This is a genomic window from Burkholderia sp. BE17, assembly GCF_009362305.1.
Taxonomy (GTDB): domain Bacteria; phylum Pseudomonadota; class Gammaproteobacteria; order Burkholderiales; family Burkholderiaceae; genus Burkholderia; species Burkholderia pyrrocinia_C.
Genome location: NZ_WHNU01000053.1, coordinates 26,560 through 50,088, shown reverse-complemented (window position 1 = coordinate 50,088; position 23,529 = coordinate 26,560). Strand labels below are relative to the sequence as shown.

The following is a 23,529-nucleotide window of genomic DNA, read 5'->3' as shown; positions in this document are numbered from 1 at the left end:
CGCACGGTTGGGTAAGATGCGCGTAAGCGGCCGCCGCGCCGCACGACCTCAGGAGTCCGTCACGCGCCCATGACCCTCGACTGGCTACATCTCGGCACCCTGATCCTGACCATCCACGTGCTCGGGATCGTCGCGGCGTGCCACGCGATCATGAACACGCGCACGTCGCAAGGCGCGATCGCGTGGGCCGTGTCGCTCGCCGCGATGCCGTACCTGACGCTCATTCCGTACCTGTTCCTCGGCCGCAGCAAGTTCTCCGGCTACGTCGACGCCCGGCGCCACGAGCTGGAACTGTTGCGCACGCACACACCGCGCTCGCCGTGGCTCAGTACCGATGCTGCCAACGCGACCGACGGGCCGGCCGCCGACGCGCTCGGCCAGGCCGCCGTGCTCGCGCTCACGCGGCTCGGCGGCATGCCGTTCCTCGGCGGCAATTCGGTGCGCACGCTCGTGAACGGCGACGCGACGTTCTCGGCGATCCTGTCGGCGATCGATGGCGCGCGCGACTACGTGGTCGTCCAGTTCTTCATCGTGCGCGACGATGCGCTCGGCCAGATGCTGCGCGACTCGCTGCTGGCGCGTGCGGCGGCCGGCGTGCGCTGCTGCCTGCTGTACGACAGCATCGGCAGCTTCGACCTGCCGCACAGCTACGTCGACACATTGCGCCGTGGCGGCGTCGAGGTCCATCCGTTCGCGACCAATCGCAAGTTCGTCAACCGCTTCCAGCTCAACTTCCGCAACCATCGCAAGATCGTCGTGGTCGACGGCAATCGCGCATTCGTCGGCGGCCACAACGTCGGCGTCGAATATCTCGGCGCGAAGCCGCGCCTGTCGCCGTGGCGCGACACGCACATCGAGATTCGCGGCCCCGTGGTCGCAAGCATCCAGTACGTGTTCGCCGAAGATTGGCACTGGGCGACACAGAAGCTGCCGCCGCTCGCGCTGCCGCCGCCCGCGCAGCCCGGCGACGGCATGCATTGCCTCGCGGTGCCGATGGGGCCGGCCGACAAGCAGGAAACCGGCTCGCTGTTCTTCGTCGAGGCAATCAATGCGGCGCGCGAGCGGATCTGGATCACCACGCCGTACCTCGTCCCCGACGAAGCCGTGATCTCCGCGCTGAAGCTCGCGGTGATGCGCGGCGTCGACGTGCGCATCCTGATCCCGAGCCGGCGCGATCACTACGTGGTGTTCGAGGCATCGAAGCTGTACGCGCGCGACCTGATCGACGCGGGCGTCAAGGTGTTCCGCTACCGGCCCGGCTTCCTGCACCAGAAGGTCGTGCTGATCGACCGCATCGCGGCGGCGATCGGCAGCGCGAATCTCGACAATCGCTCGTTCCGACTCAACTTCGAGATCATGGTGCTGACCGTCGACCGCGCATTCGCCGACGAGGTCGAGACGATGCTCGATGCCGACTTCGCGCAGGCATACGAGGTCGATGCGAACGAATACCGCCAGTCGCCCGCATGGCGGCGGATCGCGATGCACGTCGCGCGGCTGTTCGCGCCGATCCTGTAGCCGCCGGGCGGACGGCAGCCTCCGCGCGATCCGCACCGGCGCGGCGCACGCCGCCCCTCCGCCGTTACAGCAGCTTGTCGATATCCGCGGCGATTTCGTCGGGCTTGGTCGACGGCGCGTAGCGCTTGACGATGTGCCCTTCGCGGTCGACCAGGAATTTCGTGAAATTCCACTTGATCGCCTTGAGGCCGAGAATGCCGGGCGCCTCGTCGGTCAGGTAGCGGTACAGCGGATGAGCATGATCGCCCTTCACGTCGATCTTCGCGAACATCGGGAACGTGACGCCGTAATTGCGTTCGCAGAACGCGCCGATCTGCGCGGCGTCGCCGGGCTCCTGCTTGCCGAACTGGTTGCACGGGAAGCCGAGCACGAAGAAGCCGCGCGCGGCGTACTGGTCGTACAGTTTCTGCAGGCCCGCGTATTGCGGCGTGAAACCGCACTCGCTCGCGGTGTTGACGATCAGCAGCACCTTGCCGCGATACGCGTCGAGCGAAACCGGCGCGCCGGCGAGCGTCTCTGCGCTGAACGAATACAGGGTGGACATCGGGCACTCCTTTTACGAAACCGGATCGACGTGGAGTCTAGGCGAAATCGGGCCGTTGCGACATCCGCCGAGCGGCCGATGTCCGGCAAGAGCGGCGCGCAGTCTAGAATAGCGGTTTTGGCCAGTCATTTCCGCCGTGATCCGTTTCAATCAGTTCAGCCTTGCGCGAGGCACCAAGCCGCTGTTCGAGTCGACCTCGTTCGTGCTCAATCCCGGCGAGAAAGCCGGCCTGATCGGCGCGAACGGCGCCGGCAAGTCGACGCTGTTCGCGGTCCTGCGCGGCGAGCTGCACTCGGACGCCGGCGATTTCTCGATGCCGCCGTCGTGGCGGATCGCCCATGTGTCGCAGGAAACGCCCGCGGTCGACCGCTCGGCGCTCGACTACACGCTCGACGGCGACGCCGCACTGCGCGAGATCGAGGCGCGCATCGCCGCCGCTTCCGCCGCGCATGACGGCGCCGCCGAAGCCGACGCGCACGCGGCCTTCGCCGATGCCGACGGCTACACCGCGCCCGCCCGCGCCGAAGCGCTGCTGCTCGGCCTCGGCTTCACGCTCGCCCAGACACGCGAGCCCGTCGCCAGCTTCTCCGGCGGCTGGCGCATGCGCCTGAACCTCGCGCAGGCGCTGATGTGCCGCTCCGACCTGCTACTGCTCGACGAACCGACCAACCACCTCGACCTCGACGCGATCGTCTGGCTCGAAGACTGGCTGCACCGCTACCCCGGCACGCTCGTCGTGATCTCGCACGACCGCGAATTCCTCGATTCGATCTGCAACGTCACGCTGCACCTGGAAAACCGCCAGGTGAAGCGCTACGGCGGCAACTACTCGCAATTCGAAGTGCTGCGCGCGCAGCAACTGGCGCTGCAGCAAAGCGCATACGAAAAGCAGCAGAAGACGATCGAACACCTGCAGAGCTTCGTCGACCGTTTCAAGGCCAAGGCCACCAAGGCGAAGCAGGCGCAAAGCCGGATGAAGGCGCTCGAGAAGATGGAGCTGATCGCGCCTGCGCACATCGCGTCGCCGTTCACGTTCGAATTCCGCACGCCCGACGCCGCGCCGAACCCGATGATGGTGATGGAAGACGTCCGCTGCGGCTACCATGCCGACAACGGCACGGACATCCCGATCGTCGAACGCGTGGCGCTGTCGATCCAGAACGGGCAGCGCATCGGCCTGCTCGGCGCGAACGGCCAGGGCAAGTCGACGCTGATCAAGACGCTGGCCGGCACGCTCGCGCCGCTGTCGGGCGACGTCCGCGAGGGCAAGGGGCTGACGATCGGCTATTTCGCGCAGCACCAGCTCGAAACGCTGCGCGAGGACGATTCGCCGCTCGCGCATCTCGCGCGGCTCGCACCCGATACGCGCGAACAGGAGCTGCGCGACTTCCTCGGCGGCTTCAATTTCTCGGGCGACATGGCGACCAGCGCCGTCGGCCCGTTCTCGGGCGGCGAGAAAGCGCGCCTCGCGCTCGCGCTGATCATCTGGCAGAAGCCGAACCTGCTGCTGCTCGACGAACCGACGAACCACCTCGATCTCGAAACGCGCCACGCGCTGACGATGGCGCTCGCGCAGTTCGAAGGCACGCTGATCCTCGTATCGCACGACCGCCACCTGCTGCGCGCGACGACCGACCAGTTCATGCTGGTCGCGAAGCACCGGCTGCAGCCGTTCGACGGCGACCTCGACGACTACCGCGACTGGCTGCTGCAGCATGCGGCCGAGCAGCGCGCGGCCGCAAAGGCCGACAGTGCGGCTGCGTCGGGCGCGGGCGCCGCGGCGAACCGCAAGGACCAGAAGCGTCAGGCCGCCGAGGAGCGGCAGCGCCTGTCGGTGTTGAAAAAACCGCTGCAGTCGCGCATCACGAAGCTCGAAAAGGAAATGGAGACGCTGCACGCGGAGAAGGCGCGCCTCGACGCGTTCGTCGCCGATCCGGCGAGCTACGAGGCCGCGCGCAAGACGGAGCTGACCGACGCGATCCGCAAGCTCGGGGACGTCAACACGCGTCTCGAAACGATCGAGGCCGACTGGCTCGCCGCGCACGAAGAGCTCGAACAGATCGGCTGAACGCGACTGCAGTGCAGCCGGCCGGCGCCGCCAGCCCGGCCCGCTGGCGGCACGGGCTCTTCGACCGACCATCGGGCCCTTGCCGGGCCCGGATACGACAAGGCCGGGCGCACTGGCCCGGCCTTGTTACTGCCCTTGTTCGTCGATTCGCAGGCCGCCTGCCGGCTCAGCGCCGCGGCAGCGTGTCGCGCGGCAGTTGCTCGTCGTCGCCCATCAGGTACCGGCGCCCTTCGGTCGGCCGCCGGATCGCCGCGGCGACCTCCGCTTCGGTCACGTCCTCGGACACGACCTTGCGCGCCAGGCGCCCTTCCTCGTCGATCCATTCGACGATCCGGCATCCACCGCCCCAGGGCTGGCGAATCGGCTCCGACACGCGGCAGCCGCGCAGGTTGTAAAGGCGTCCGCCCGGCGCTTCCCCATACGATTTCAACATAGGTTCCCTTCGCATTGCGCGGTTCGACAATCCGGCAAAGGATAGGGAAAAGCGATGTCCGGCGGGTTACAGCAGCCTACATATTCTTTACAGAGAATTACGCGACAGATCGCCGACAGCCACGGCCCGCGCAGCTGCCGGGCCGATCACTCGAGATCGCGCACGCGGTCGATCGCCTGCTCGAGCCGCTCGACGGCCATCACGTTCAGCCCTTCGATCGGCTGTTTCGGCGCGTTCGCCTTCGGGATCAGCGCGGCCGTGAAGCCGAGCTTCGCCGCCTCGCGCAGCCGCTCCTGCCCGCGCGGAGACGGCCGGATCTCGCCCGCCAGCCCCACTTCGCCGAACACGAACAACCCCTTCGGCAGCGCCTTGTTGCGCATCGACGAATGGATCGCGAGCAGCACCGCGAGATCGGCGGCCGGCTCGGTGATCTTCACGCCGCCCACTGCATTGAGGAACACGTCCTGGTCGAAGCACGCGATGCCCGCGTGCCGGTGCAGCACCGCGAGCAGCATCGCGAGCCGGTTCTGTTCGAGCCCGACCGCGAGCCGGCGCGGGTTCGGCACGTGCGCGGTATCGACCAGCGCCTGGATTTCGACGAGCAGCGGACGCGTGCCTTCCTGCGTGACGAGCACGCACGAGCCGGGCACGACCTGCTCGTGCTGCGACAGGAACAGCGCGGACGGATTCGCGACGCCGCGCAGCCCGCGCTCGGTCATCGCGAACACGCCGAGTTCGTTGACCGCGCCGAAGCGGTTCTTGAACGCGCGCACGAGCCGGAACGACGAATGCGTGTCGCCCTCGAAATACAGCACCGTGTCGACGATGTGCTCGAGCACGCGCGGGCCGGCAAGGTTGCCCTCCTTCGTCACGTGCCCGACCATGATGATCGCGGTGCCCGACTGTTTCGCGATGCGCGTGAGCTGCGCCGCGCATTCGCGCACCTGCGCGACCGAGCCCGGCGCCGACGTGAGCGCCTCCGAATAGACGGTCTGGATCGAGTCGATCACGGCCACGTCCGGCCGCTCCGCGTCGATCGCGGCCTGGATCTTTTCGAGCTGGATCTCGGCGAGCAACTGCAGTTCGGCCGCCGGCGTACCGCCGTCGAGCAGCGCAAGCCGTTGCGCCCGCAACGCGATCTGCGCGGCCGACTCCTCGCCGCTGATATAGAGCGCGCGCCGCTCGCTCGCGATGTCGGCGAGCGACTGCAGCAGCAGCGTCGACTTGCCGATGCCCGGGTCGCCGCCGATCAGCACGACACCGCCGGGGACCAGCCCGCCGCCGAGCACGCGGTCGAATTCGCCGATGCCGGTCGAGAAGCGCGGCACGTCGGCCGCTTCGATGTCGACGAGGCGCTGGACGGGCGCCCGCTTCGCGAGCGACTGGAAACGGTGGGCCGACGGCGACTCGGCGACCGATTCGACCAGCGTGTTCCAGGCCTGGCACGACGGACACTGCCCCTGCCACTTCGGGGTCTGTCCGCCGCACTCGCTGCAGACATAGACGGTTTTCTGTTTGGCCACGCGCAACGCCCTTATTCCGCGCGCACGGGCACGCGGCCGGCGACCGCGCACATCAGCTCGTAGCCGATCGTGCCGCAATGACGGGCGACGTCGTCGATCGGCAGTGTATTGCCCCACAGCTCGACGCGCGCGCCGACGCCGGCCTGCGGGCACGGCGTCAGGTCGACGGTGATCATGTCCATCGACACGCGGCCGACGATCCGCGTGCGGATGCCGTCGACGATCACGGGCGTGCCTTCGGGCGCGACGCGCGGGTAGCCGTCCGCGTAGCCGCACGCGACGACGCCGATCCGCATCGGCGCCTGCGCGGAGAACGTCGAGCCATAGCCGATGGCCTGGCCTTTCCCGATCGTTTGCACCGCGATCAGTTCGGACGCGAGCGTCATCGCGGGTTTCAGCCCCGTGTCGGCGATATCGGACGACAGCCCGGACGGCGACGCGCCATACAGCACGATCCCCGGCCGCACCCAGTCGAAATGCGTATCCGGATGCCACAGCACGGCGGCCGAATTCGCGAGACTGCGCGCGCCGGCGATGTTTTCCGCGCCGCGCTCGAACGTCGCGAGCTGCTCGGCGACGCCGCGCTCGTTGTCCGCGTCCGAAAAATGGGTCATCAACGTGATCTGGCCGATGCCGGGGCACGCGCGGGCGCGCTCCCAGGCCGCGCGGTATTTTTCCGGCACGTAGCCGAGCCGGTTCATCCCGCTGTTCATCTTGAGCTGCACGTTGACGGGCTTCGACAGCCGCGCGGTTTCCAGCATCCGCATCTGCTCGTCGTTGTGGACGGTCGTCGTCAGGCTGTAGCGGTCGATCACGTCGATGTCGGTCGACCGGAAGAAGCCTTCGAGCAGCAGGATCGGGCCGGCCCAGCCGAGTTCGCGCAGCTTCACGGCCTCGTCGAGGTCGAGCAGGCCGAAGCCGTCGGTGCCGCGCAGGCCGGGAAACGCGCGGGCGAGACCGTGGCCGTACGCGTTGGCCTTGACGACCGCCCAGACCTTGGACGGGCCGGCAAAGCGGCGGACGACGGAGAGATTGTTCGCGAGAGCGGCGGTGTGGATGGTGGCGGAGATCGGGCGCGGCATGGGAAATTTACGTAAAGACGCTTGCGAATCAGCAGCTTACCGCGCCTTTTGAGCACCGAAGCCGACAACTTGCGGAACGATCGGGGAATCTTGCTAGTCCGAATTGGCGTATTTTCATGTTATAAAGCCGTGCGCACAACCCATTTCGAACGGAATAAGCCGATCGCATATCAGGCGGCCTACGCGGCCCTGCCGCAGCGACGAAAGCATCGCATCAGATGAAAAAAGGTTTTTACACCATCATGGCCGCGCAGTTTTTCTCGTCGCTGGCCGACAATGCGCTTCTCATCGCCGCCATCGCCCTGCTGAAAGACCTCCACGCCCCCAACTGGATGACACCGCTGCTGAAGCTGTTCTTCGTGTTGTCCTATGTGGTGTTGGCGGCGTATGTCGGTGCTTTCGCGGATTCGCGCCCGAAGGGGCGCGTGATGTTCATCACCAACTCGATCAAGGTGGTCGGCTGCATGATCATGCTGTTCGGCGCCCACCCGCTGATCGCGTACGGGATCGTCGGGTTTGGCGCGGCGGCCTACTCGCCCGCCAAATACGGGATTCTCACCGAGCTGCTGCCGGCCGATCGGCTCGTCGCCGCGAACGGCTGGATCGAAGGCACGACCGTCAGCTCGATCATTCTCGGCACCGTGCTCGGCGGCGCGCTGATCAGCCCGCACATCGCGTCGCACGTGATCGCGCACACGCCCGGCTGGATCGGCACGCCCGCCGAAGCGGCGATGGCGATCATCATGGCGATCTACGTGATCGCCGCGCTGTTCAACCTGCGCATTCCCGATACGGGCGCCCGCTATCCGAAGCAGGAACGCGGCCCGGTCAAGCTCCTTACGGATTTCGCCGACTGCTTCATGGTGCTGTGGCGCGACAAGCTCGGCCAGATCTCGCTGGCGGTCACGACGCTGTTCTGGGGCGCCGGCGCGACGCTGCAGTTCATCGTGCTGAAATGGGCCGAGGTGTCGCTCGGCATGTCTCTGTCGGAAGGCGCGATCCTGCAGGCCGTGGTCGCGGTCGGCGTCGCGGCCGGCGCGATCGCCGCCGCCGCCCGGATCCCGCTGAAGAAGTCGCTGACCGTGCTGCCCGTCGGCATCATCATGGGCATCGCGGTGATGCTGATGGCGTTCTACACGCGCGACCTGTTCCCGTCGAACTGGGCCGTGCACTTCGGCCACCTGCGCATGCCCGTCTACCTGATCGTCGCGTACATCTTCCTGATGTGCGTCGGCGCGCTGTCGGGCTACTTCGTCGTGCCGATGAACGCGCTGCTGCAGCATCGCGGCCACGTGCTGCTGTCGGCCGGCCATTCGATCGCGGTGCAGAACTTCAACGAGAACCTGTCGGTGCTCGTGATGCTGTGCCTGTATGCGGTGCTCGTGTGGCTCGACGTGCCGGTCGGCGTCGTGATCGTGCTGTTCGGCACGTTCGTCTGCCTGACGATGTGGCTCGTGATGCGCCGCCACCAGGCGAACCAGCGTCAGTTCGACTCGGTCGCGCTGATCGGCGAAGCGCGGCACTGACGCTACACTTTCCGTTTCCGCCCGCCAGCGCCGGTCCTCGAACCGGCGCGTTGCCATCATGACGCACCCGATACCCAACATCCTGACGATCGCCGGCTCCGATTCGGGCGGCGGCGCTGGCATCCAGGCCGACCTGAAGACGTTTTCCGCGCTCGGTACGTACGGCGCCAGCGTGATCACCGCGCTGACCGCGCAGAACACGCGCGGCGTGACGGGCGTGCACGCGCCGGACGCCGCGTTCGTAACCGCGCAACTCGACGCGGTGTTCAGCGATATCCGCATCGACGCGGTCAAGATCGGGATGCTCGCGAACGCGGCGATCGTGCACGCGGTGGCCGACGCGCTGCGCCGTTACGCGCCGCGCTTCGTCGTGCTCGACACGGTGATGATCTCGAAGAGTTCGCATGCGCTGCTCGCGCCCGACGCGGTCGACGCGCTGCGCGATGCGTTGCTGCCGCTGGCGACGGTCGTCACGCCGAACCTGCCCGAAGCGGCCGCGCTGCTCGGCGACGCAGCCGCGACCACCGAAGACGACATGGTCCGGCAAGGCCGCGCGTTGCTGCAGACGGGCGCGCGCGCCGTGCTGATGAAAGGCGGCCACCTGCCCGACGCGGCCGCGAGCCCCGACTGGCTCGTCGATGCGGCGCACACCGTGCGGCTCGACGGCCCGCGCGTGCCGGTCAGCAACACGCACGGCACGGGCTGCACGCTGTCGTCGGCGATCGCCGCGCTGCTGCCGCAGCAGCCCGACCTCGAAAGCGCGGTGCACGAAGCGAAGACCTACCTGACCGGCGCGATCGCCGCGAGCGGCCGCCTCGACGTCGGCCACGGCGTCGGCCCGGTTCATCACTTCCATCGCTGGTGGTAAGCGTCGCCTGACGCGGCGTCAGTCGTCCTGCGCCGCGAACGCCTGCGCACGCGCCGGCCAGTCGTCCGGCACGACGAAGCCGCGCGCCGTCTCGCGCCACGTGCCATCGCCGCCCTTCTCATAAATGCCGATCAAGTCGGGGGCCTGACGCGCCGCCAGCACGGGCGGCAGCTCGAGTGCGGCCGCGAGCGGTTCGGGCTCGAAGCCCGCGCCGGCGGCAACGCGGCGCGGCGCAAGCCAAGCGAGCCGAGGCAACACGCTCCACGCAACGCCGGCACGCTGCGCGGCCGCCCACGCCGGCCACTGCGCATGCGTCAGCCAGAAACCGCGCGGGTGATCCGGCGAGATTTCGGCGGACACCGACGGCAGCGGCGTGCCGTGCGGATAGAACAGCCAGCCCCTGATGAACATCTGTGCGTCGGACGGCGCGCCGTAGCCGAGCAGCGCAAACCCGGCGCGATCGCCGAGCCGCAACTGGTGGTCGAGCAGCCGGCTGCGCTTGCGGTCGAACCGGTCGACGAGATTGGGCCCGACGAAGTCGGCGAGCGACGCGCCGTCGCACACCGGCGCGCACAGATAACACTTCACCGCGAGTTCCCAGTGCAGGCGCTGCCCGCCCGGCGCGTCGACGAGAAAATCGACTTCGCCGAGCGTCAGGCCGTTGCTGCGCAGCGGAAGATTGGCCGCGACGAGCCGCAGCGACGGCCCGTGCGTGAGGAAATACTCGAGCAGGCATTCGGCATAGCGGCCGAGCCGGGTGGGCCGCACCCCGGCGAGCGCGAGGTGCAGCGGCTCGGGCGCCGCATCGAGCGCGGCGAGCCATGCCTCGACGGCCGACCGTCCGACCGCATCCGGCCACGGTTGCGCGAGCGGCGCGCCGGGTGCCGCGGTCAGCAGGCTCGGGCTCGCGAGCAGCCAGCCCAGATCGCGAACCGCGGCGTCACGCAGCGTATCGACGAATGCGAACGCCGCGCCGGTCGTCATTGCCCGGCCGGCCCGTTCGCGTCGCCACCCTCTGCGCGCCGGAACGTGTCGCGTGCGAGGCACAAGTCGGCCCACGCCTTCGACTTGTCCTGCAGGCTGCGCAGCAGGTACGCCGGGTGGTAGGTGACGATCACCGGCACGCCTTCGTACTCATGCACGCGGCCGCGCAGCGACGCGATGCTGGCGTCCGTCTTCAGCAACGTCTGCGCGGCGAAGCGCCCGAGCGCGACGATCAGCTTCGGCTTCACGAGCGCGACCTGGCGCTGCAGATAAGGCTCGCAGCTTGCGACCTCGTCCGGTTCCGGGTTGCGGTTGCCGGGCGGCCGGCACTTGATCACGTTCGCGATGTACACGTTGTCGCCGCGCTTGAGCGCCAGCGACTGCAGCATGTTGTCGAGCAGCTTGCCGGCCTGGCCGACGAACGGTTCGCCTTGCTTGTCCTCGTTCTCGCCCGGCGCTTCACCGATCAGCATCCAGTCCGCTTCACGGTCGCCGACGCCGAACACGGTGTTGGTCCGCTTCTCGCACAGCCGGCAGTGGGTGCAGTCGCGCACGCGCGCGGCCAGCGCATCCCAGTCGAGCATCGCAACCGGCGTTCCGGCGGGACGCGGTTCGGCTGCCGGCATGGGCTCGCCCGGCGGCGCTGCGTCGAACCACGCGAAATCGTCTTCTCCGACAGGCGGCGCGTCGTCCATCGGCGGCATTGCATCGGCTGAAGCCGCCGGCGCGAGCGTGCGATCACCATCGACGACACGACGCGCCGGTGCATCCGGAGCCGGTATGCCCGGAGCCGGTACGCCCGATGCCTGTATGCCCGATGCCGGTACGCCCGGCTCGCGAGCCGGCGACGCCGCGGCGGCACGCGCGGCAGCCGGCGGCGCATCGTCTTGCACCGGGGCACGCACCGCGCGCGCCGGCCGATCGGCCGCGGCCGCGGCGGAGACGTCGTCCGCCGTACCGGTTTGCGCCACGGCGGGCGCCTCGGCTGCCGCGCCTTCGTCCTCGCGCTGCCCGCGCCGCACCCAGATCTGCGCGAGGCCCATTTCCTCGAGCGCCGCTTCAGCCCACGCCATGTGCGTCCCCCTCGTCCTTGTTCAGCGTCAGACGCATCACGATCGCGTCCTCCCGGCTGCGATGCTTCGCCGGATAGTAGTTCTTGCGCCGGCCGATCGTCACGAAGCCGAAACGCTCGTACAGATGAATCGCGCGCGGATTGGACGGCCGCACCTCGAGCAGCACACCGTCGAGCCGCTCCGCGCGCGAAATGCGCACGGCCTCGCGCAGCAGCGCGAGGCCCGCGCCCGCGCGCTGCGCGTCCGGCGCGACACACAGGTTGAGCAGATGCATCTCGTCGATCACCGGCATCAGCACGCAATAGCCGATCAGTGAACCCGTCACGTGCCGCAGGCACACGCCCAGATAGCCGTTGCGCAACGAATCCTCGAAATTGCCGCGGCTCCACGGGAATTCGTACGCGACCTGCTCGATCGCGACGACCTCGTCGAGATCGGCATCCGTCATCGGCGCCAGATAGCGGTCGCTCAGCAGTACACCCGTCATCCCTTCGCCCCGCCCGTCTGCGCGGTCCGTGCCGCGATCCGCTCGGCAGTCGTCTGCGCGACCTTGTCGCGCACGTATTCGGGCGCTGCCTGGTCGGCCGGCACCGTGCGCCCGGCGCGGAACGCGCGCAGCGCGGCATGCGCGACCGCCAGCGCATGAGGCAATGCTTCGCCGTCGATCACGGCCGCGCGCGCCGCGGCCGGCAATTGCGCGCCGAACGCGGCAGCCGCATTGCCCGCGAGCGTGAACGGCGCGTCGGGCACGCCGACGGCGCCCGGCGCATCGAGCGACGCCGGATGCAGCGTGCGCCAGTCGCCGGCGCTGTCATCCCACGCGAAGTCCGCCCAGTAGGCTTCGTCCATCCGCGCGTCCAGCGCGGCAAGCACGCGGGTCGTGCCGGGCGCGCGCAGCCGCGCGTGCTCCGCGCACGCGAGCAGCGTGCCGATCGGCACGACCGGCAGCCCGCCCCCGAACGCGAGGCCCTGGGTAATGCCGGTCGCGGTGCGCAGGCCCGTGAACGAGCCGGGGCCGGCGCCGAACGCGATCGCGTCGCAATCGGCGAGCGTCAGCCCGGATTCGGCGAAAAGCTCCTGGATCGCCGGCAGCACGCGTGTGCTCGACACGGCGCCCGTCTGTTCGTGGCGGACCCAGGTTTGCGGGGTGGAAACGGCGTCATCGGCATGAGCCGAGCGCAGCAGCGCGACCGAGCAGTATTCGGTCGACGTATCGATGGCGAGGAGCACTGTTTGCGTCATGGCCGACATTGTAATGCGGCGCCCCGCTCCCACGGGCGATCAGGCCCGATCCGTGCACGCGCGCGGCGCCGGTGGCGGTTTGGAAGGATCGCTCGACCCCGCGCGGCGGTCCGCTTGTTAAGATCGCCCGACCTGAAACCCTTACGGAGACACCCGATGAGCGAACTCACCGCCCAATTCGACCAGGCCCAGATCGACGTCAAGCAACTGACGGAACGGCCGGGCAACCTGACCCTGCTGCGCCTGTACGCGCTCTTCAAGCAGGCGACCGACGGCGACGCGCACGGCGACAAGCCGGGCTTCACCGACATCGTCGGCAAATACAAGTACGACGCATGGGATGCACTGAAGGGCACGTCGCAGGATGCCGCGAAGCAGCAATACATCGAACTCGTCGAATCGCTGAAAAACGGCACGGCTTCCTGACCGAACCACGCCCTTCGCAATAGGCAATCAAATCAGTGGCGCAGCGCAGCAAATCTCTTTATAATACGGCCTGCGTCACCCCCGCGCTCGGCTCGCATGCCGTTCCGGCCCGACGCCTCGTAGCGTTAAGCTCCAATCCGGTTTAGAACCTGTCCCCTCCTGCTTCGACCCTCGCGGTCGTCACTTATCAGGCTGGCGGCCCCGCTCCTGAAGCGCGCCGCACCCAAAACAGCTTCTAATGCCTCATCCGCCGACTGTTCGGCGGATTGCACCCGTTTCCCGATTTGCTCGCTGAATCCGACGACTTGGGTATGCGCGATTGGCGCCGACGTTTCACCCACTGTGTTTCAAGGATTGTTATGACTTCGAGCATCAACTCCAGCCCGCTCAACGCGATCGCCGACCAGGCGCTCGGTCTCGACGACGCCGCCGTACCGGCCGCGGTCGAACCGGCGTCGGACGAGCCGAGCTTCGCGTCGCTCGGGTTGTCGCCGGAGATCGTCTCCGCGCTGCAGGCCGCCGGCTATGTGAAGCCGACGCCGGTCCAGCAGCGCGCGATTCCGGCCGGCATCGCCGGCCGCGACCTGCTGGTGTCGAGCCCGACCGGTTCGGGCAAGACGGCCGCCTTCATGCTGCCCGCGATCGAACGCTTCGCGCAGCTCCAGAAGACGCTGGCGCAGCAACCGCGCGCGCCGCGCGAACCGAACCAGGGCGACCGCCGCGCGCGCCGCCCGCAACCCGTCGCGCGCCCGGGCCTGCTCGTGCTGACGCCGACCCGTGAACTCGCGATGCAGGTCACCACGGCCGCATCGACCTACGGCAAGCACCTGAAGCGCCTGCGCACCGTCAGCATCCTCGGCGGCGTCGCCTACGGCCAGCAGCTGATGCTGCTCGCGAAGAACCCCGAAATCCTGGTCGCCACGCCGGGCCGCCTGCTCGACCACCTCGAGCGCGGCCGCATCGACCTGTCCGAGCTGAAGATGCTCGTGCTCGACGAAGCCGACCGCATGCTCGACATGGGCTTCATCGACGATATCGAAACGATCGTCGCCGCGACGCCCGCGACGCGCCAGACGATGCTGTTCTCGGCCACGCTCGACGGCAAGATCGGTTCGCTGACGAGCCGCCTGCTGAAGGATCCCGAGCGCATCGAGATCCAGCAGCGCCTCGAGTCGCGCGCGAACATCGCGCAGACCGTGCACTACGTCGACGACCGCGACCACAAGGATCGCCTGCTCGATCACCTGCTGCGCGACGACGCGCTCGACCAGGCGATCATCTTCACGGCGACCAAGATCGACGCCGACCAGCTCGCCGGCCGTCTCGCCGACGCAGGCTTCGAATCGGCCGCGCTGCACGGCGACCTGCCGCAGGGCGCGCGTAACCGCACGATCCGTGCGCTGCGCGAGCGCCGCGTGCGCGTGCTGGTCGCGACCGACGTCGCGGCACGCGGTATCGACATCCCGGGCATCACGCACGTGTTCAACTACGACCTGCCGAAGTTCGCGGAAGACTACGTGCACCGCATCGGCCGTACGGGCCGTGCGGGCCGTTCGGGTACCGCGGTGAGCCTCGTGCACCACGCGGAACAGGGCGCGCTCAAGCGCATCGAGCGTTTCGTGCGCTCGCCGCTGCCGGTCAACGTGATCGAAGGCTTCGAGCCGCGCAAGTCGGCGCCCCCGCGCGGCGGCAACGGCGGCCGCGGCCGTCCGGGCGGCGGTAACGGCGGCGGCCGGCGTTTCGGCGGCAAGCCGGGCAGCGGCAATGGCGGCAACGGCCGCAGCTACGGCGGCGGCAATGGCGGCGGCTGGAGCGGCAAGCCGAGCGGCAGCCGCGACGGCGGCCCGCGTCGCGACGGCCAGCGCAGCAGCGGCCCGCGCCGCAGCAATTCCGCGTCGTAAGCACGCACGGGCGGCCGCTGGCCGCCCCACGGATGGCCGTCCCGCCAATCCAGCCGACCGGCGCACCTGCGCCGGTTTTTTTCGCCCCGACACACATTTCACGATGCGGAAAATTTTTTTGCGTCGTAAAAAATCATGTTGCGTGGCACAACCCATACGATTGCAGGATGGGAAAGAGCATTTCTTATCCCGAAATAACAAATTCAAATCATTGATTTAAAACAACTAAAAATTTACACACTTCCTGAGACTGCCCCTGTTTCGTTCCCGTCGATTTGCCTAGACTCTTATACAAGACTTCACGAAACGGAACGCACCGCTTCCCGCTTCGAGAACAGCATCCGCACCGTCAGATTCGACCCATTAGGCAACACACCGCATCAAGGAGCTCATCATGTCGCGTCAGCAACAGGCACAGGAACTGCAAAAGCAATGGGAAACTGATCCGCGCTGGAAGGGCATCAAGCGCGGCTACTCGGCCGAGGACGTCGTTCGCCTGCGCGGCTCGATCCCGATCGAGCACACGCTGGCCAAGCGCGGCGCGGAAAAGCTGTGGAGCCTCATCAACAACGAGCCGTTCGTCAACGCACTCGGCGCGCTGACCGGCAACCAGGCGATGCAGCAGGTGAAGGCCGGCCTGAAGGCCATCTACCTGTCCGGCTGGCAAGTGGCCGGCGACGCGAACGTCGCGGGCGAAATGTACCCGGACCAGTCGCTGTACCCGGCGAACTCGGTGCCGCTCGTCGTGAAGCGCATCAACAACACGCTGACGCGCGCCGACCAGATCCAGTGGTCGGAAGGCAAGAACCCGGGCGACGAAGGTTATGTCGACTTCTTCGCGCCGATCGTGGCCGACGCGGAAGCCGGTTTCGGCGGTGTGCTGAACGCGTTCGAACTGATGAAGGCGATGATCGAGGCAGGCGCATCGGGCGTTCACTTCGAGGACCAGCTCGCTTCGGTGAAGAAGTGCGGCCACATGGGCGGCAAGGTGCTCGTGCCGACGCGCGAAGCCGTCGCGAAGCTGTCGGCCGCACGTCTCGCGGCCGACGTGATGGGCACGCCGACGGTGCTGGTCGCACGTACCGACGCGGAAGCGGCCGACCTGATCACGTCCGACGTCGACGACAACGACAAGCCGTTCCTGACGGGCGAGCGCACGGTGGAAGGCTTCTTCCGCACGAAGCCGGGCCTCGAGCAGGCGATCTCGCGCGGTCTCGCGTACGCGCCGCATGCCGACCTGATCTGGTGCGAAACGGGCAAGCCGGATCTCGAGTACGCGAAGAAGTTCGCGGAAGCGATCCACAAGCAGTTCCCGGGCAAGCTGCTGTCGTACAACTGCTCGCCGTCGTTCAACTGGAAGAAGAACCTCGACGACGCGACGATCGCGAAGTTCCAGAAGGAACTCGGCGCGATGGGCTACAAGTTCCAGTTCATCACGCTGGCCGGCTTCCATGCGCTGAACTACTCGATGTTCAACCTCGCGCACGGCTATGCCCGCACGCAGATGAGCGCGTTCGTCGAACTGCAGCAGGCCGAGTTCGCGGCAGCCGACAAGGGCTTCACGGCCGTCAAGCATCAGCGTGAAGTCGGCACCGGCTACTTCGACGCGGTGACGCAGACGGTCGAGCGCGAAGCATCGACGACCGCGCTGCACGGCTCGACCGAAGACGAACAGTTCTTCGACGGCAAGAAGGTCGCGTAACGCGCGCAGGCGCCACGACTTCGGCAACAAGACAAAAATCAGGGAGGAGACGGCAGGCGCGCGATGCAAATCGCGCGACCGGCCGCCGCAACGACGCGCGCCGGCTTTCGTCCGGCGCGCCCTTTTTCTGCGGTGCCGATCCTGCTGCCGCCCGCTCGGCCGCAACAGCAGGCACCGCTCTATCGATAGACGATCACCGGAATTTTCGTATGGGTCAGCACACGCTGCGTCTCGCTGCCGATCAGCAGGCTGCCGAGCCCGCGGCGTCCGTGGGACGCCATGAAGATCACGTCGCAGCCACCGCGTTCGGCCGCCTCGATGATGCCGAGATACGGCGACGGATGCACGCTGGTCCACGTGTCGCATACGACGCCGGCCGCCTTCGCGGCCGATTCGACCTCGTCGAGGTGCGCGCGCGCCTCGCGCTCGCTGCGCGCACGGAAATCGGCGGGCGGCTCGATGATCACTTCGGAAAACGGCGAGTACGGATACTGCGGCAGGCACGCGTAGGCCGTCACGCGCGCGCCGACCGCGCGAGCCAGGTCGATCGCGCCGTCGATCGCCTTTTGCGACAGTTCGGAACCGTCGGTTGGAACGAGGATGTGCCGGAACATCGCGCCCTCCTTCGTCAATCGCACTCCGCGCGCCGCGATCCCGTCCGAGCCGGCCGCCACGCGTCGGTCATGTCTCCTACGATTGTAGTGTGCGAAACCGCGCAACCGGCACCGGCAGCGGGTTCGTCCTCATATCGGAAACGCGCGGGCACGCGCGGTCTACGCGCCCCAATAACCGGGCCGCTCGTACGTGTGCTTCAGGTAATCGAGAAACAGGCGCACGCGCAGCGGCAGGTGGCGGCGCTGCGGAAACACCGCGTGGATGCCGATCGGCGGCGCGGCGAATGCGTCGAGCACGCTGACGAGCCGGCCGGCCGCGATGTCCTCGCCGACCTCCCACCACGAGCGCCATGCCAGGCCGTGGCCGGCGAGACACCACTCGTGCAGCACCGCGCCGTCCGAGCATTCCATCGTGCCGTTCACGCGGATCGACACGACCTTGTCGTCCTCCTGGAACGCCCAGCCGCGTTGCTGGTTAGCGTTCGCCGCAAGCGCGAGACAGTTGTGCCGCGCCAGTTCCGCGAGCGTGGCCGGCGTGCCGCGCCGCGCGAGATACGCGGGAGACGCGACGCACACGCGGCGATTCTCGCCAAGCTTCAGCGACACCAGCGACGAGTCGGGCAGCTCGCCGAGCCGCACCGCGCAATCGAACCCCTCGTTGACGAGGTCGACCATCCGGTCGGACAGGTCGAGCGTGACCGACACGTCCGGATGCCCGCCGCTGAACTCGGGCACGAGCGGCGCGACGTGCCGCCGGCCAAAGCCGGCCGGCGCGGAAATGCGCAGGTGGCCGCTCGCCTTGACGCCGCCGGCGGACACGCTCGCCTCGGCGTTCTGCATGTCGTTGATGACCCGCTGGCAATCCTCGAGGAATGCCGACCCCTCGAACGTCAGCGTCAGCTTGCGCGTCGTGCGCACCAGCAGCTTGACGCCGAGCCGCTCCTCGAGCGCGTCGAGGCGGCGGCCGATGATCGCCGGCGCGACGCCTTCCGCGTGCGCGGCCGCCGACAGGCTGCCCTTCGCCGCGACCGCGGCGAACGTTTCGATCTGTTTGAACCGGTCCATGACTCGCAGGGACGGCACCGCCGCCCTTCAAATAGCTTAAGCCGCTCAAGATTAGGTATATGAAAGTAAAAGATCAAGTGATGATTAGCGTCTTTTTAAGTATCTACGATCACGAATAGAATCGACCCGACCTCTGAAACTGGAGCGCAAGGCTATGTCGGCCACAACGACACTCTCCTCTCCCGACGCAATCCTCTTCGACGCATTCGGCACGTTGTTTGACGTGCATGCGGTCGTGGCCGCGGCAGAGCAGATGTTTCCCGGTCACGGGGAACGGTTGTCGCAGCTGTGGCGACGCAAGCAAATCGAATACTCGCAACTGCGCACGCTCGCCGATCCGGCCGGCGCCCGCTATCGCCCGTTCCGGGACATCACGCTCGACGCGCTGCGGTTCGCCGCGCGCGCGCTTGGCCTCGCGCTGAACAGCGCGGCCGAGAAACGGCTGATGGACGAATACGCGTGCCTGTCCACCTATCCCGATACGGTGCCCGCGCTGCGCAAGCTGCGCGGGCTCGAGCCGCGCCCGCCGCTCGCGATCCTGTCGAACGGCAACCCGCAGATGCTCGACATCGCGATCAAGAGCGCCGGCATGTCCGGGCTGTTCGATCGCGTGCTGTCGGCCGACACCGTGCGCGCCTACAAGCCGAGTCCGGCCGTCTACGCGCTCGGCACCGCCGCGTTCGGGCCGAGCCCGCGCGGCATCGTGTTCGTGTCGTCTAACGCGTGGGACGTCGCCGGTGCCGCCTGGTTCGGCTACACGACGTTCTGGCTCAACCGCACCGGCGCGCCCGCCGAGGAACTCGGCGCGCCGCCCGACGGCACGGGCACCGGCATGGCCGACCTGCTCGCATTCCTCGCCACCCCGGCTCCGTCCGGCAGACACGCAAACCGCACGCGCCCCGGCCCGGGTGCATGACGCTCGCAGCTGCCGCCTTCCCCCTTCACCGAAACCGCAACTGACCGACCAAGGAGATGAGACTCATGAGCACCCCGATCACGCTGCCGCAAGGCATGACGATCACCGGCGAAATCAAGCCGGGTTACGAAGCGATCCTGACGCCCGATGCGCTCGCACTCGTCGCAGCGCTGCACCGCGCGTTCGAACCGCGCCGCCAGGCGCTGCTGCAGGCGCGCGCCGAGCGCACGAAACGCCTCGACGCGGGCGAGCGCCCGGACTTCCTGGCCGATACCAGCGCGATCCGCGAAGGCGACTGGAAGGTCGCGCCGCTGCCGGCCGACCTGCAATGCCGCCGCGTCGAGATCACAGGCCCCGTCGAGCGCAAGATGATCATCAACGCGCTGAACTCGGGCGCCGATTCGTACATGACGGACTTCGAGGATTCGAATGCGCCGAGCTGGACGAACCAGATCGACGGCCAGATCAACCTGAAGGACGCGATTCGCCGCACGATCTCGCTCGAGCAGAACGGCAAGTCGTACCGGTTGAACGACAAGGTCGCGACGCTGATCGTGCGGCCGCGCGGCTGGCACCTCGACGAGAAGCACGTGACGGTCGACGGCCAGCGTGTGTCCGGCGGCATCTTCGATTTCGCGCTGTTCCTGTTCCACAACGCGAAGGAGCTGCTCGCGCGCGGCTCGGGCCCGTACTTCTACCTGCCGAAGATGGAAAGCCATCTCGAGGCGCGCCTGTGGAACGATATCTTCGTCGCCGCGCAGGAAGCGGTCGGCGTGCCGCGCGGCACGATCCGCGCGACGGTGCTGATCGAGACGATCCTCGCCGCGTTCGAGATGGACGAGATCCTGTACGAACTGCGCGAGCACAGCTCGGGCCTGAACGCCGGCCGCTGGGACTACATCTTCTCGGCGATCAAGAAGTTCAAGAGCGACCGCGATTTCTGCCTCGCCGACCGTTCGAAGATCACGATGACGGTGCCGTTCATGCGCGCGTACGCGCTGCTGCTGCTGAAGACCTGCCACAAGCGCAACGCGCCGGCGATCGGCGGGATGAGCGCGCTGATCCCGATCAAGAATGATCCGGAAGCGAACGACAAGGCGATGGGCGGCGTGCGCTCGGACAAGCAGCGCGACGCGACCGACGGCTACGACGGCGGCTGGGTTGCGCACCCGGGCCTCGTGCCGATCGCGATGGAAGAGTTCGTCAAGGTGCTCGGCGACCAGCCGAACCAGATCGCGAAGCAGCGCGACGACGTTCAGGTCGAAGGCAAGAACCTGCTCGACTTCCAGCCTGAAGCGCCGATCACCGAAGCCGGCCTGCGCAACAACATCAACGTCGGCATCCACTACCTCGGTGCATGGCTCGACGGCAACGGCTGCGTGCCGATCCACAACCTGATGGAAGACGCGGCCACCGCCGAGATTTCCCGCTCGCAGGTGTGGCAGTGGATCCGCTCGCCGAAGGGCGTGCTCGACGACGGCCGCAAGGTCACGGCCGAACTCGTGCGCGAATACACGAAGGTCGAGCTCGACAACGTGAAGCGTTCGGTCGGCGGCAACACGCAGCCGTACGAGCGCGCCGCGGCGATCTTCGAGCAGATGTCGACGTCGGAAGGCTTCACCGAATTCCTGACGCTGCCGCTGTACGAGGAAATCTGACGAAGCGGCCCGCCGCGACCGTCGGCCGGCCACGTGCCGTCGCCGGTCGCACGCGACGACCGCACGAAAAAAGCGCCCCGCGGGGCGCTTTTCCTTTGCGGCGAAACCGACTGCCGCGCGGACGCTCAGGCGGCTTCCCGCTCGCGCCGGTGCTGGACCCAGTCGCCCGACGCGATGCGCGGACGCCCGGCTGCCGCATGGGCGGCGACCGGATAATACAGGCATGCATACTGGCGTCCGCCGAGTTCGACGGTCACTTCTTCCTGCCTGAACAGCGTGTCGACGCCCGGATAGACGCGCTCGATCTCGTCGAGCACGGGAACGAGCCGCTCATCGACCTCGTAGACGTCGCCCCAGACCAGCGACTTGCCGGCCGGCCCGGCAACCATCCCCGGATAGGTGCCGAAATCGTACAGTTCGCCCGGCAGCGCGACCGCGCCAAGCAGCGTCGGCGCGGCGATCCCATGCCGTGCGGCCGCATGGCCGATGTCGTTGGTTTCTCCGGCTCTCAGGGTGCCGTAGACGAATACGTAGCGCATCGTGGTTCTCCTCTTCGATTCGTGTGTTGCCGTGTTCGCGCGCGATTCGTGCGAAATTGCGCACGCATCGATAGACCACCGGATCGACCCGATGGTTCTGACCGGCAAGCGCACGGCCCCGGGCAGCCGCGCCGAATTCGCCCGGCCCCATACAAAGTTCATTTGAACACGGCATGATCGCCCGACAAACCGCCGCATGCGCTCGCGCGGCGCCTTCTAAAATAACGACATCGCCGCCGCGCCGCCCGAACCGTCCATGAATCCGCCCGCCCAAGCCGACGCATCGAACCCGTACGACGTCATCGACATCCCGCCCGAATTCGCGCCGACCGCCGTCCATCCGATGCGCGTGCGCGCGCGGCAAGTCGACGCCGGCCGCCGCATCCCGCTGCACACGCATGCGTGGGCGCAGCTCGCGTACGCGTCGCGCGGCGTGCTGCGCGTCGCGACGACCGGCACGACGTGGATGGTGCCGCCGTCCCGCGCGATCTGGGTGCCGCCGCACGTGACGCACGAGGTCGTGATCGTCGAGGAAGCGTATTTGCGCACGCTGTATATCGACGAGTCGATCGTACCGGACGGGCTCGACGCGTGCCGCGTCGTCGAAGTGACGGGATTGCTGCGTGAACTGATCGTCGCACTCGACGCGCGCGACCTAAGCGCCGCGCGCGAGCGGCTGCTGTGCGGGCTCGTGCTCGACGAGCTGAGCCATGCCGAGCCGTTGCCGCTTGCGGTGCCGATGCCCGACGAGAAACGGCTGCGCACGCTGTGCGAATCGGTACTCGCGCAACCGGCGCATGCGGAATCGCTCGAACACTGGGCAAGCGAGGTCGGTGCGAGCACGCGCACGATTTCGCGGCTCTTCAAGCAGGAACTGGGCGTGAGCTTTTCGCAGTGGCGCCAGCAGGCGCTGCTGGCGCGGGCGATCCCGTTGCTGAACCAGGGGCGCCCGCTGTCGCATATCGCGCGCGAACTCGGCTACCAGAGCCAAAGCGCGTTCTCGGCGATGTTCCGCCGTGCATTCGGCGAAAGCCCGCGCGCGTTCATGCTGCGCGGCTACGAGCACCGCGGCGCGGAAGGTCCCATTGCGGACGATGAAACGCCGGACGACGACGCGATCGACGCCTTCCGCTGAGCGCTGCGCTCCGGATCATCAGGTCTTCAGACCGGCCGCACCATGTGGCGGATCGCACCGAGTTGCGCGAGCCGCGGGCTGGCTACCTGGTAGCCCATGCGCAGGTAGAGACGCGCGGCGGGATTGTCGACGAACACGCGCAACTGCAGTTCGTGCAGCCCGCGCGCACGCGCCCAGCGGTGCGACATGTCGAGCATGTAGGTGCCGGCGCCCTGCCCGCGATGGCCGGCCGCGATCTGGACATCGCGGATATGCAGCGAGTCGCCTTCCTCGGTCACGCGCAGCACGCCGATGCGCTCGCCGTCGGCTTCGAGGATGAAGTTCTCGGATTCGCGCCAGCTCGCATAGAACAGATCGCTGCGCCACACGAGCCCATGGCGCTTGTAGTAGCCGCCCATGTTGCCGTGCGTCAGCGCTTCGGCAAACGGGAAATCGTCGGGCTCCGCGGGCCGGAGCTGATACAGGAGTCGCAGGTCGGTCGGATCGAGCATCGCGCAGGGGTCAAGAACGCATCCCGCCACGATAGCGCAGTCGCGCACGGATGCAATCGCGAATTTCTCGTAGCGATATGGCGCCCGATACCCGGATCGGAGTGCCCGACGGACGCAACCGGAAACGCAAATGAAGAAGCCCGCACAAGGGCGGGCTTCTTCAATTTCCTGGCGGAGCGGACGGGACTCGCCTGCATCCCGCAGGCCGCGGCTGCGCTTGC

Annotated in this window: 22 protein-coding genes; 10 read left to right on the top strand and 12 right to left on the bottom strand. The window is 67.7% G+C overall.

Annotated elements, in window-relative coordinates; genetic code table 11:
- Positions 1 to 69: 69 nt before the first annotated feature.
- Positions 70 to 1,518: a cardiolipin synthase gene (cls, locus tag GD429_RS34545; protein ID WP_152863957.1), complete on the top strand. Its 1,449-nt coding sequence runs from the start codon at positions 70 to 72 to the stop codon at positions 1,516 to 1,518.
- 64 nt (positions 1,519 to 1,582) lie between these two features.
- Here cls and GD429_RS34540 read toward each other — a convergent pair whose 3' ends face one another.
- Positions 1,583 to 2,062 (bottom strand): glutathione peroxidase, encoded by a 480-nt coding sequence (locus GD429_RS34540; RefSeq protein ID WP_152863955.1) that lies wholly within the window; start codon positions 2,060 to 2,062, stop codon positions 1,583 to 1,585.
- 136 nt (positions 2,063 to 2,198) lie between these two features.
- Between GD429_RS34540 and abc-f the strand changes: the two genes are divergently transcribed.
- Positions 2,199 to 4,130 carry a ribosomal protection-like ABC-F family protein gene (abc-f, locus tag GD429_RS34535; RefSeq protein WP_258281528.1) on the top strand — a complete coding sequence of 644 codons (1,932 nt, stop codon included), beginning with the start codon at positions 2,199 to 2,201 and terminating at the stop codon, positions 4,128 to 4,130.
- Positions 4,131 to 4,296: 166 nt separating this feature from the next.
- Here the strand turns inward: abc-f and GD429_RS34530 are convergent, their stop codons facing one another.
- The 3 genes from GD429_RS34530 to alr form a co-directional block, all read right to left on the bottom strand.
- Positions 4,297 to 4,563, bottom strand: a complete 267-nt coding sequence (locus GD429_RS34530) for a DUF2866 domain-containing protein (protein ID WP_034184728.1) — start codon at positions 4,561 to 4,563, stop codon at positions 4,297 to 4,299.
- Positions 4,564 to 4,709: 146 nt separating this feature from the next.
- A complete protein-coding gene (radA, locus tag GD429_RS34525; RefSeq protein WP_321575088.1) occupies positions 4,710 to 6,086 on the bottom strand; it encodes a DNA repair protein RadA in 1,377 nt (458 codons plus the stop codon).
- 11 nt (positions 6,087 to 6,097) lie between these two features.
- Complete coding sequence (gene alr / locus GD429_RS34520) at positions 6,098 to 7,168, bottom strand: alanine racemase (protein ID WP_152863951.1); 1,071 nt, start codon at positions 7,166 to 7,168, stop codon at positions 6,098 to 6,100.
- Positions 7,169 to 7,386: 218 nt separating this feature from the next.
- On the opposite strand from alr, the gene lplT reads away from it, so the two are divergent.
- Entirely contained in the window at positions 7,387 to 8,694 is a 1,308-nt protein-coding gene (gene lplT / locus GD429_RS34515; protein WP_152863949.1) for a lysophospholipid transporter LplT, read from the top strand.
- A gap of 58 nt (positions 8,695 to 8,752) precedes the next feature.
- Complete coding sequence (gene thiD, locus GD429_RS34510; RefSeq protein WP_152863947.1) at positions 8,753 to 9,562, top strand: bifunctional hydroxymethylpyrimidine kinase/phosphomethylpyrimidine kinase; 810 nt, start codon at positions 8,753 to 8,755, stop codon at positions 9,560 to 9,562.
- An 18-nt stretch (positions 9,563 to 9,580) separates the two neighbouring features.
- On the opposite strand, the gene GD429_RS34505 is transcribed toward thiD, so the two are convergent.
- Genes GD429_RS34505 through tsaB form a run of 4 tightly spaced genes read right to left on the bottom strand, consistent with a single transcriptional unit; the run spans position 9,581 to position 12,870 of the window.
- On the bottom strand, positions 9,581 to 10,546 hold the full coding sequence (locus tag GD429_RS34505) for a DUF1853 family protein (protein WP_152863945.1): 966 nt from the start codon (positions 10,544 to 10,546) through the stop codon (positions 9,581 to 9,583).
- Positions 10,543 to 11,619 carry a uracil-DNA glycosylase gene (locus tag GD429_RS34500; RefSeq protein ID WP_152863943.1) on the bottom strand — a complete coding sequence of 359 codons (1,077 nt, stop codon included), beginning with the start codon at positions 11,617 to 11,619 and terminating at the stop codon, positions 10,543 to 10,545. The genes GD429_RS34505 and GD429_RS34500 overlap by 4 nt, the downstream gene beginning before the upstream one ends.
- Positions 11,606 to 12,106: a ribosomal protein S18-alanine N-acetyltransferase gene (gene rimI / locus GD429_RS34495; protein ID WP_152863941.1), complete on the bottom strand. Its 501-nt coding sequence runs from the start codon at positions 12,104 to 12,106 to the stop codon at positions 11,606 to 11,608. The genes GD429_RS34500 and rimI overlap by 14 nt, the downstream gene beginning before the upstream one ends.
- The gene (tsaB, locus tag GD429_RS34490; RefSeq protein ID WP_152863939.1) at positions 12,103 to 12,870 is read right to left on the bottom strand and encodes a tRNA (adenosine(37)-N6)-threonylcarbamoyltransferase complex dimerization subunit type 1 TsaB; all 768 of its coding nucleotides are present in this window, start codon (positions 12,868 to 12,870) and stop codon (positions 12,103 to 12,105) included. The genes rimI and tsaB overlap by 4 nt, the downstream gene beginning before the upstream one ends.
- 147 nt (positions 12,871 to 13,017) lie before the next feature.
- Between tsaB and GD429_RS34485 the strand changes: the two genes are divergently transcribed.
- The 3 genes from GD429_RS34485 (at position 13,018) to aceA (ending at position 16,890) form a co-directional block, all read left to right on the top strand.
- The gene (locus GD429_RS34485) at positions 13,018 to 13,287 is read left to right on the top strand and encodes an acyl-CoA-binding protein (RefSeq protein WP_011352486.1); all 270 of its coding nucleotides are present in this window, start codon (positions 13,018 to 13,020) and stop codon (positions 13,285 to 13,287) included.
- Between the two features lie 359 nt (positions 13,288 to 13,646).
- On the top strand, positions 13,647 to 15,188 hold the full coding sequence (locus GD429_RS34480) for a DEAD/DEAH box helicase (RefSeq protein ID WP_152863937.1): 1,542 nt from the start codon (positions 13,647 to 13,649) through the stop codon (positions 15,186 to 15,188).
- A gap of 394 nt (positions 15,189 to 15,582) precedes the next feature.
- Complete coding sequence (aceA, locus tag GD429_RS34470; RefSeq protein WP_152863933.1) at positions 15,583 to 16,890, top strand: isocitrate lyase; 1,308 nt, start codon at positions 15,583 to 15,585, stop codon at positions 16,888 to 16,890.
- Positions 16,891 to 17,069: 179 nt separating this feature from the next.
- Here the strand turns inward: aceA and GD429_RS34465 are convergent, their stop codons facing one another.
- Complete coding sequence (locus tag GD429_RS34465) at positions 17,070 to 17,504, bottom strand: universal stress protein (RefSeq protein ID WP_152863932.1); 435 nt, start codon at positions 17,502 to 17,504, stop codon at positions 17,070 to 17,072.
- A gap of 159 nt (positions 17,505 to 17,663) precedes the next feature.
- Positions 17,664 to 18,569 (bottom strand): LysR family transcriptional regulator, encoded by a 906-nt coding sequence (locus GD429_RS34460; protein WP_152863930.1) that lies wholly within the window; start codon positions 18,567 to 18,569, stop codon positions 17,664 to 17,666.
- Between the two features lie 154 nt (positions 18,570 to 18,723).
- Here GD429_RS34460 and GD429_RS34455 point away from each other — a divergent pair, with 154 nt between their 5' ends.
- Both GD429_RS34455 and aceB read left to right on the top strand, forming a co-directional pair.
- On the top strand, positions 18,724 to 19,485 hold the full coding sequence (locus GD429_RS34455; protein ID WP_152863928.1) for a haloacid dehalogenase type II: 762 nt from the start codon (positions 18,724 to 18,726) through the stop codon (positions 19,483 to 19,485).
- Between the two features lie 65 nt (positions 19,486 to 19,550).
- Positions 19,551 to 21,143, top strand: a complete 1,593-nt coding sequence (gene aceB, locus GD429_RS34450; RefSeq protein ID WP_152863926.1) for a malate synthase A — start codon at positions 19,551 to 19,553, stop codon at positions 21,141 to 21,143.
- Positions 21,144 to 21,268: 125 nt separating this feature from the next.
- On the opposite strand, the gene GD429_RS34445 is transcribed toward aceB, so the two are convergent.
- Positions 21,269 to 21,682 carry a gamma-glutamylcyclotransferase gene (locus tag GD429_RS34445; RefSeq protein WP_152863924.1) on the bottom strand — a complete coding sequence of 138 codons (414 nt, stop codon included), beginning with the start codon at positions 21,680 to 21,682 and terminating at the stop codon, positions 21,269 to 21,271.
- A gap of 256 nt (positions 21,683 to 21,938) precedes the next feature.
- Here GD429_RS34445 and GD429_RS34440 point away from each other — a divergent pair, with 256 nt between their 5' ends.
- Complete coding sequence (locus GD429_RS34440) at positions 21,939 to 22,817, top strand: AraC family transcriptional regulator (protein ID WP_152863922.1); 879 nt, start codon at positions 21,939 to 21,941, stop codon at positions 22,815 to 22,817.
- 26 nt (positions 22,818 to 22,843) lie between these two features.
- On the opposite strand, the gene GD429_RS34435 is transcribed toward GD429_RS34440, so the two are convergent.
- Entirely contained in the window at positions 22,844 to 23,308 is a 465-nt protein-coding gene (locus GD429_RS34435; RefSeq protein ID WP_152863920.1) for a GNAT family N-acetyltransferase, read from the bottom strand.
- Between the last annotated feature and the right edge of the window lie 221 nt (positions 23,309 to 23,529).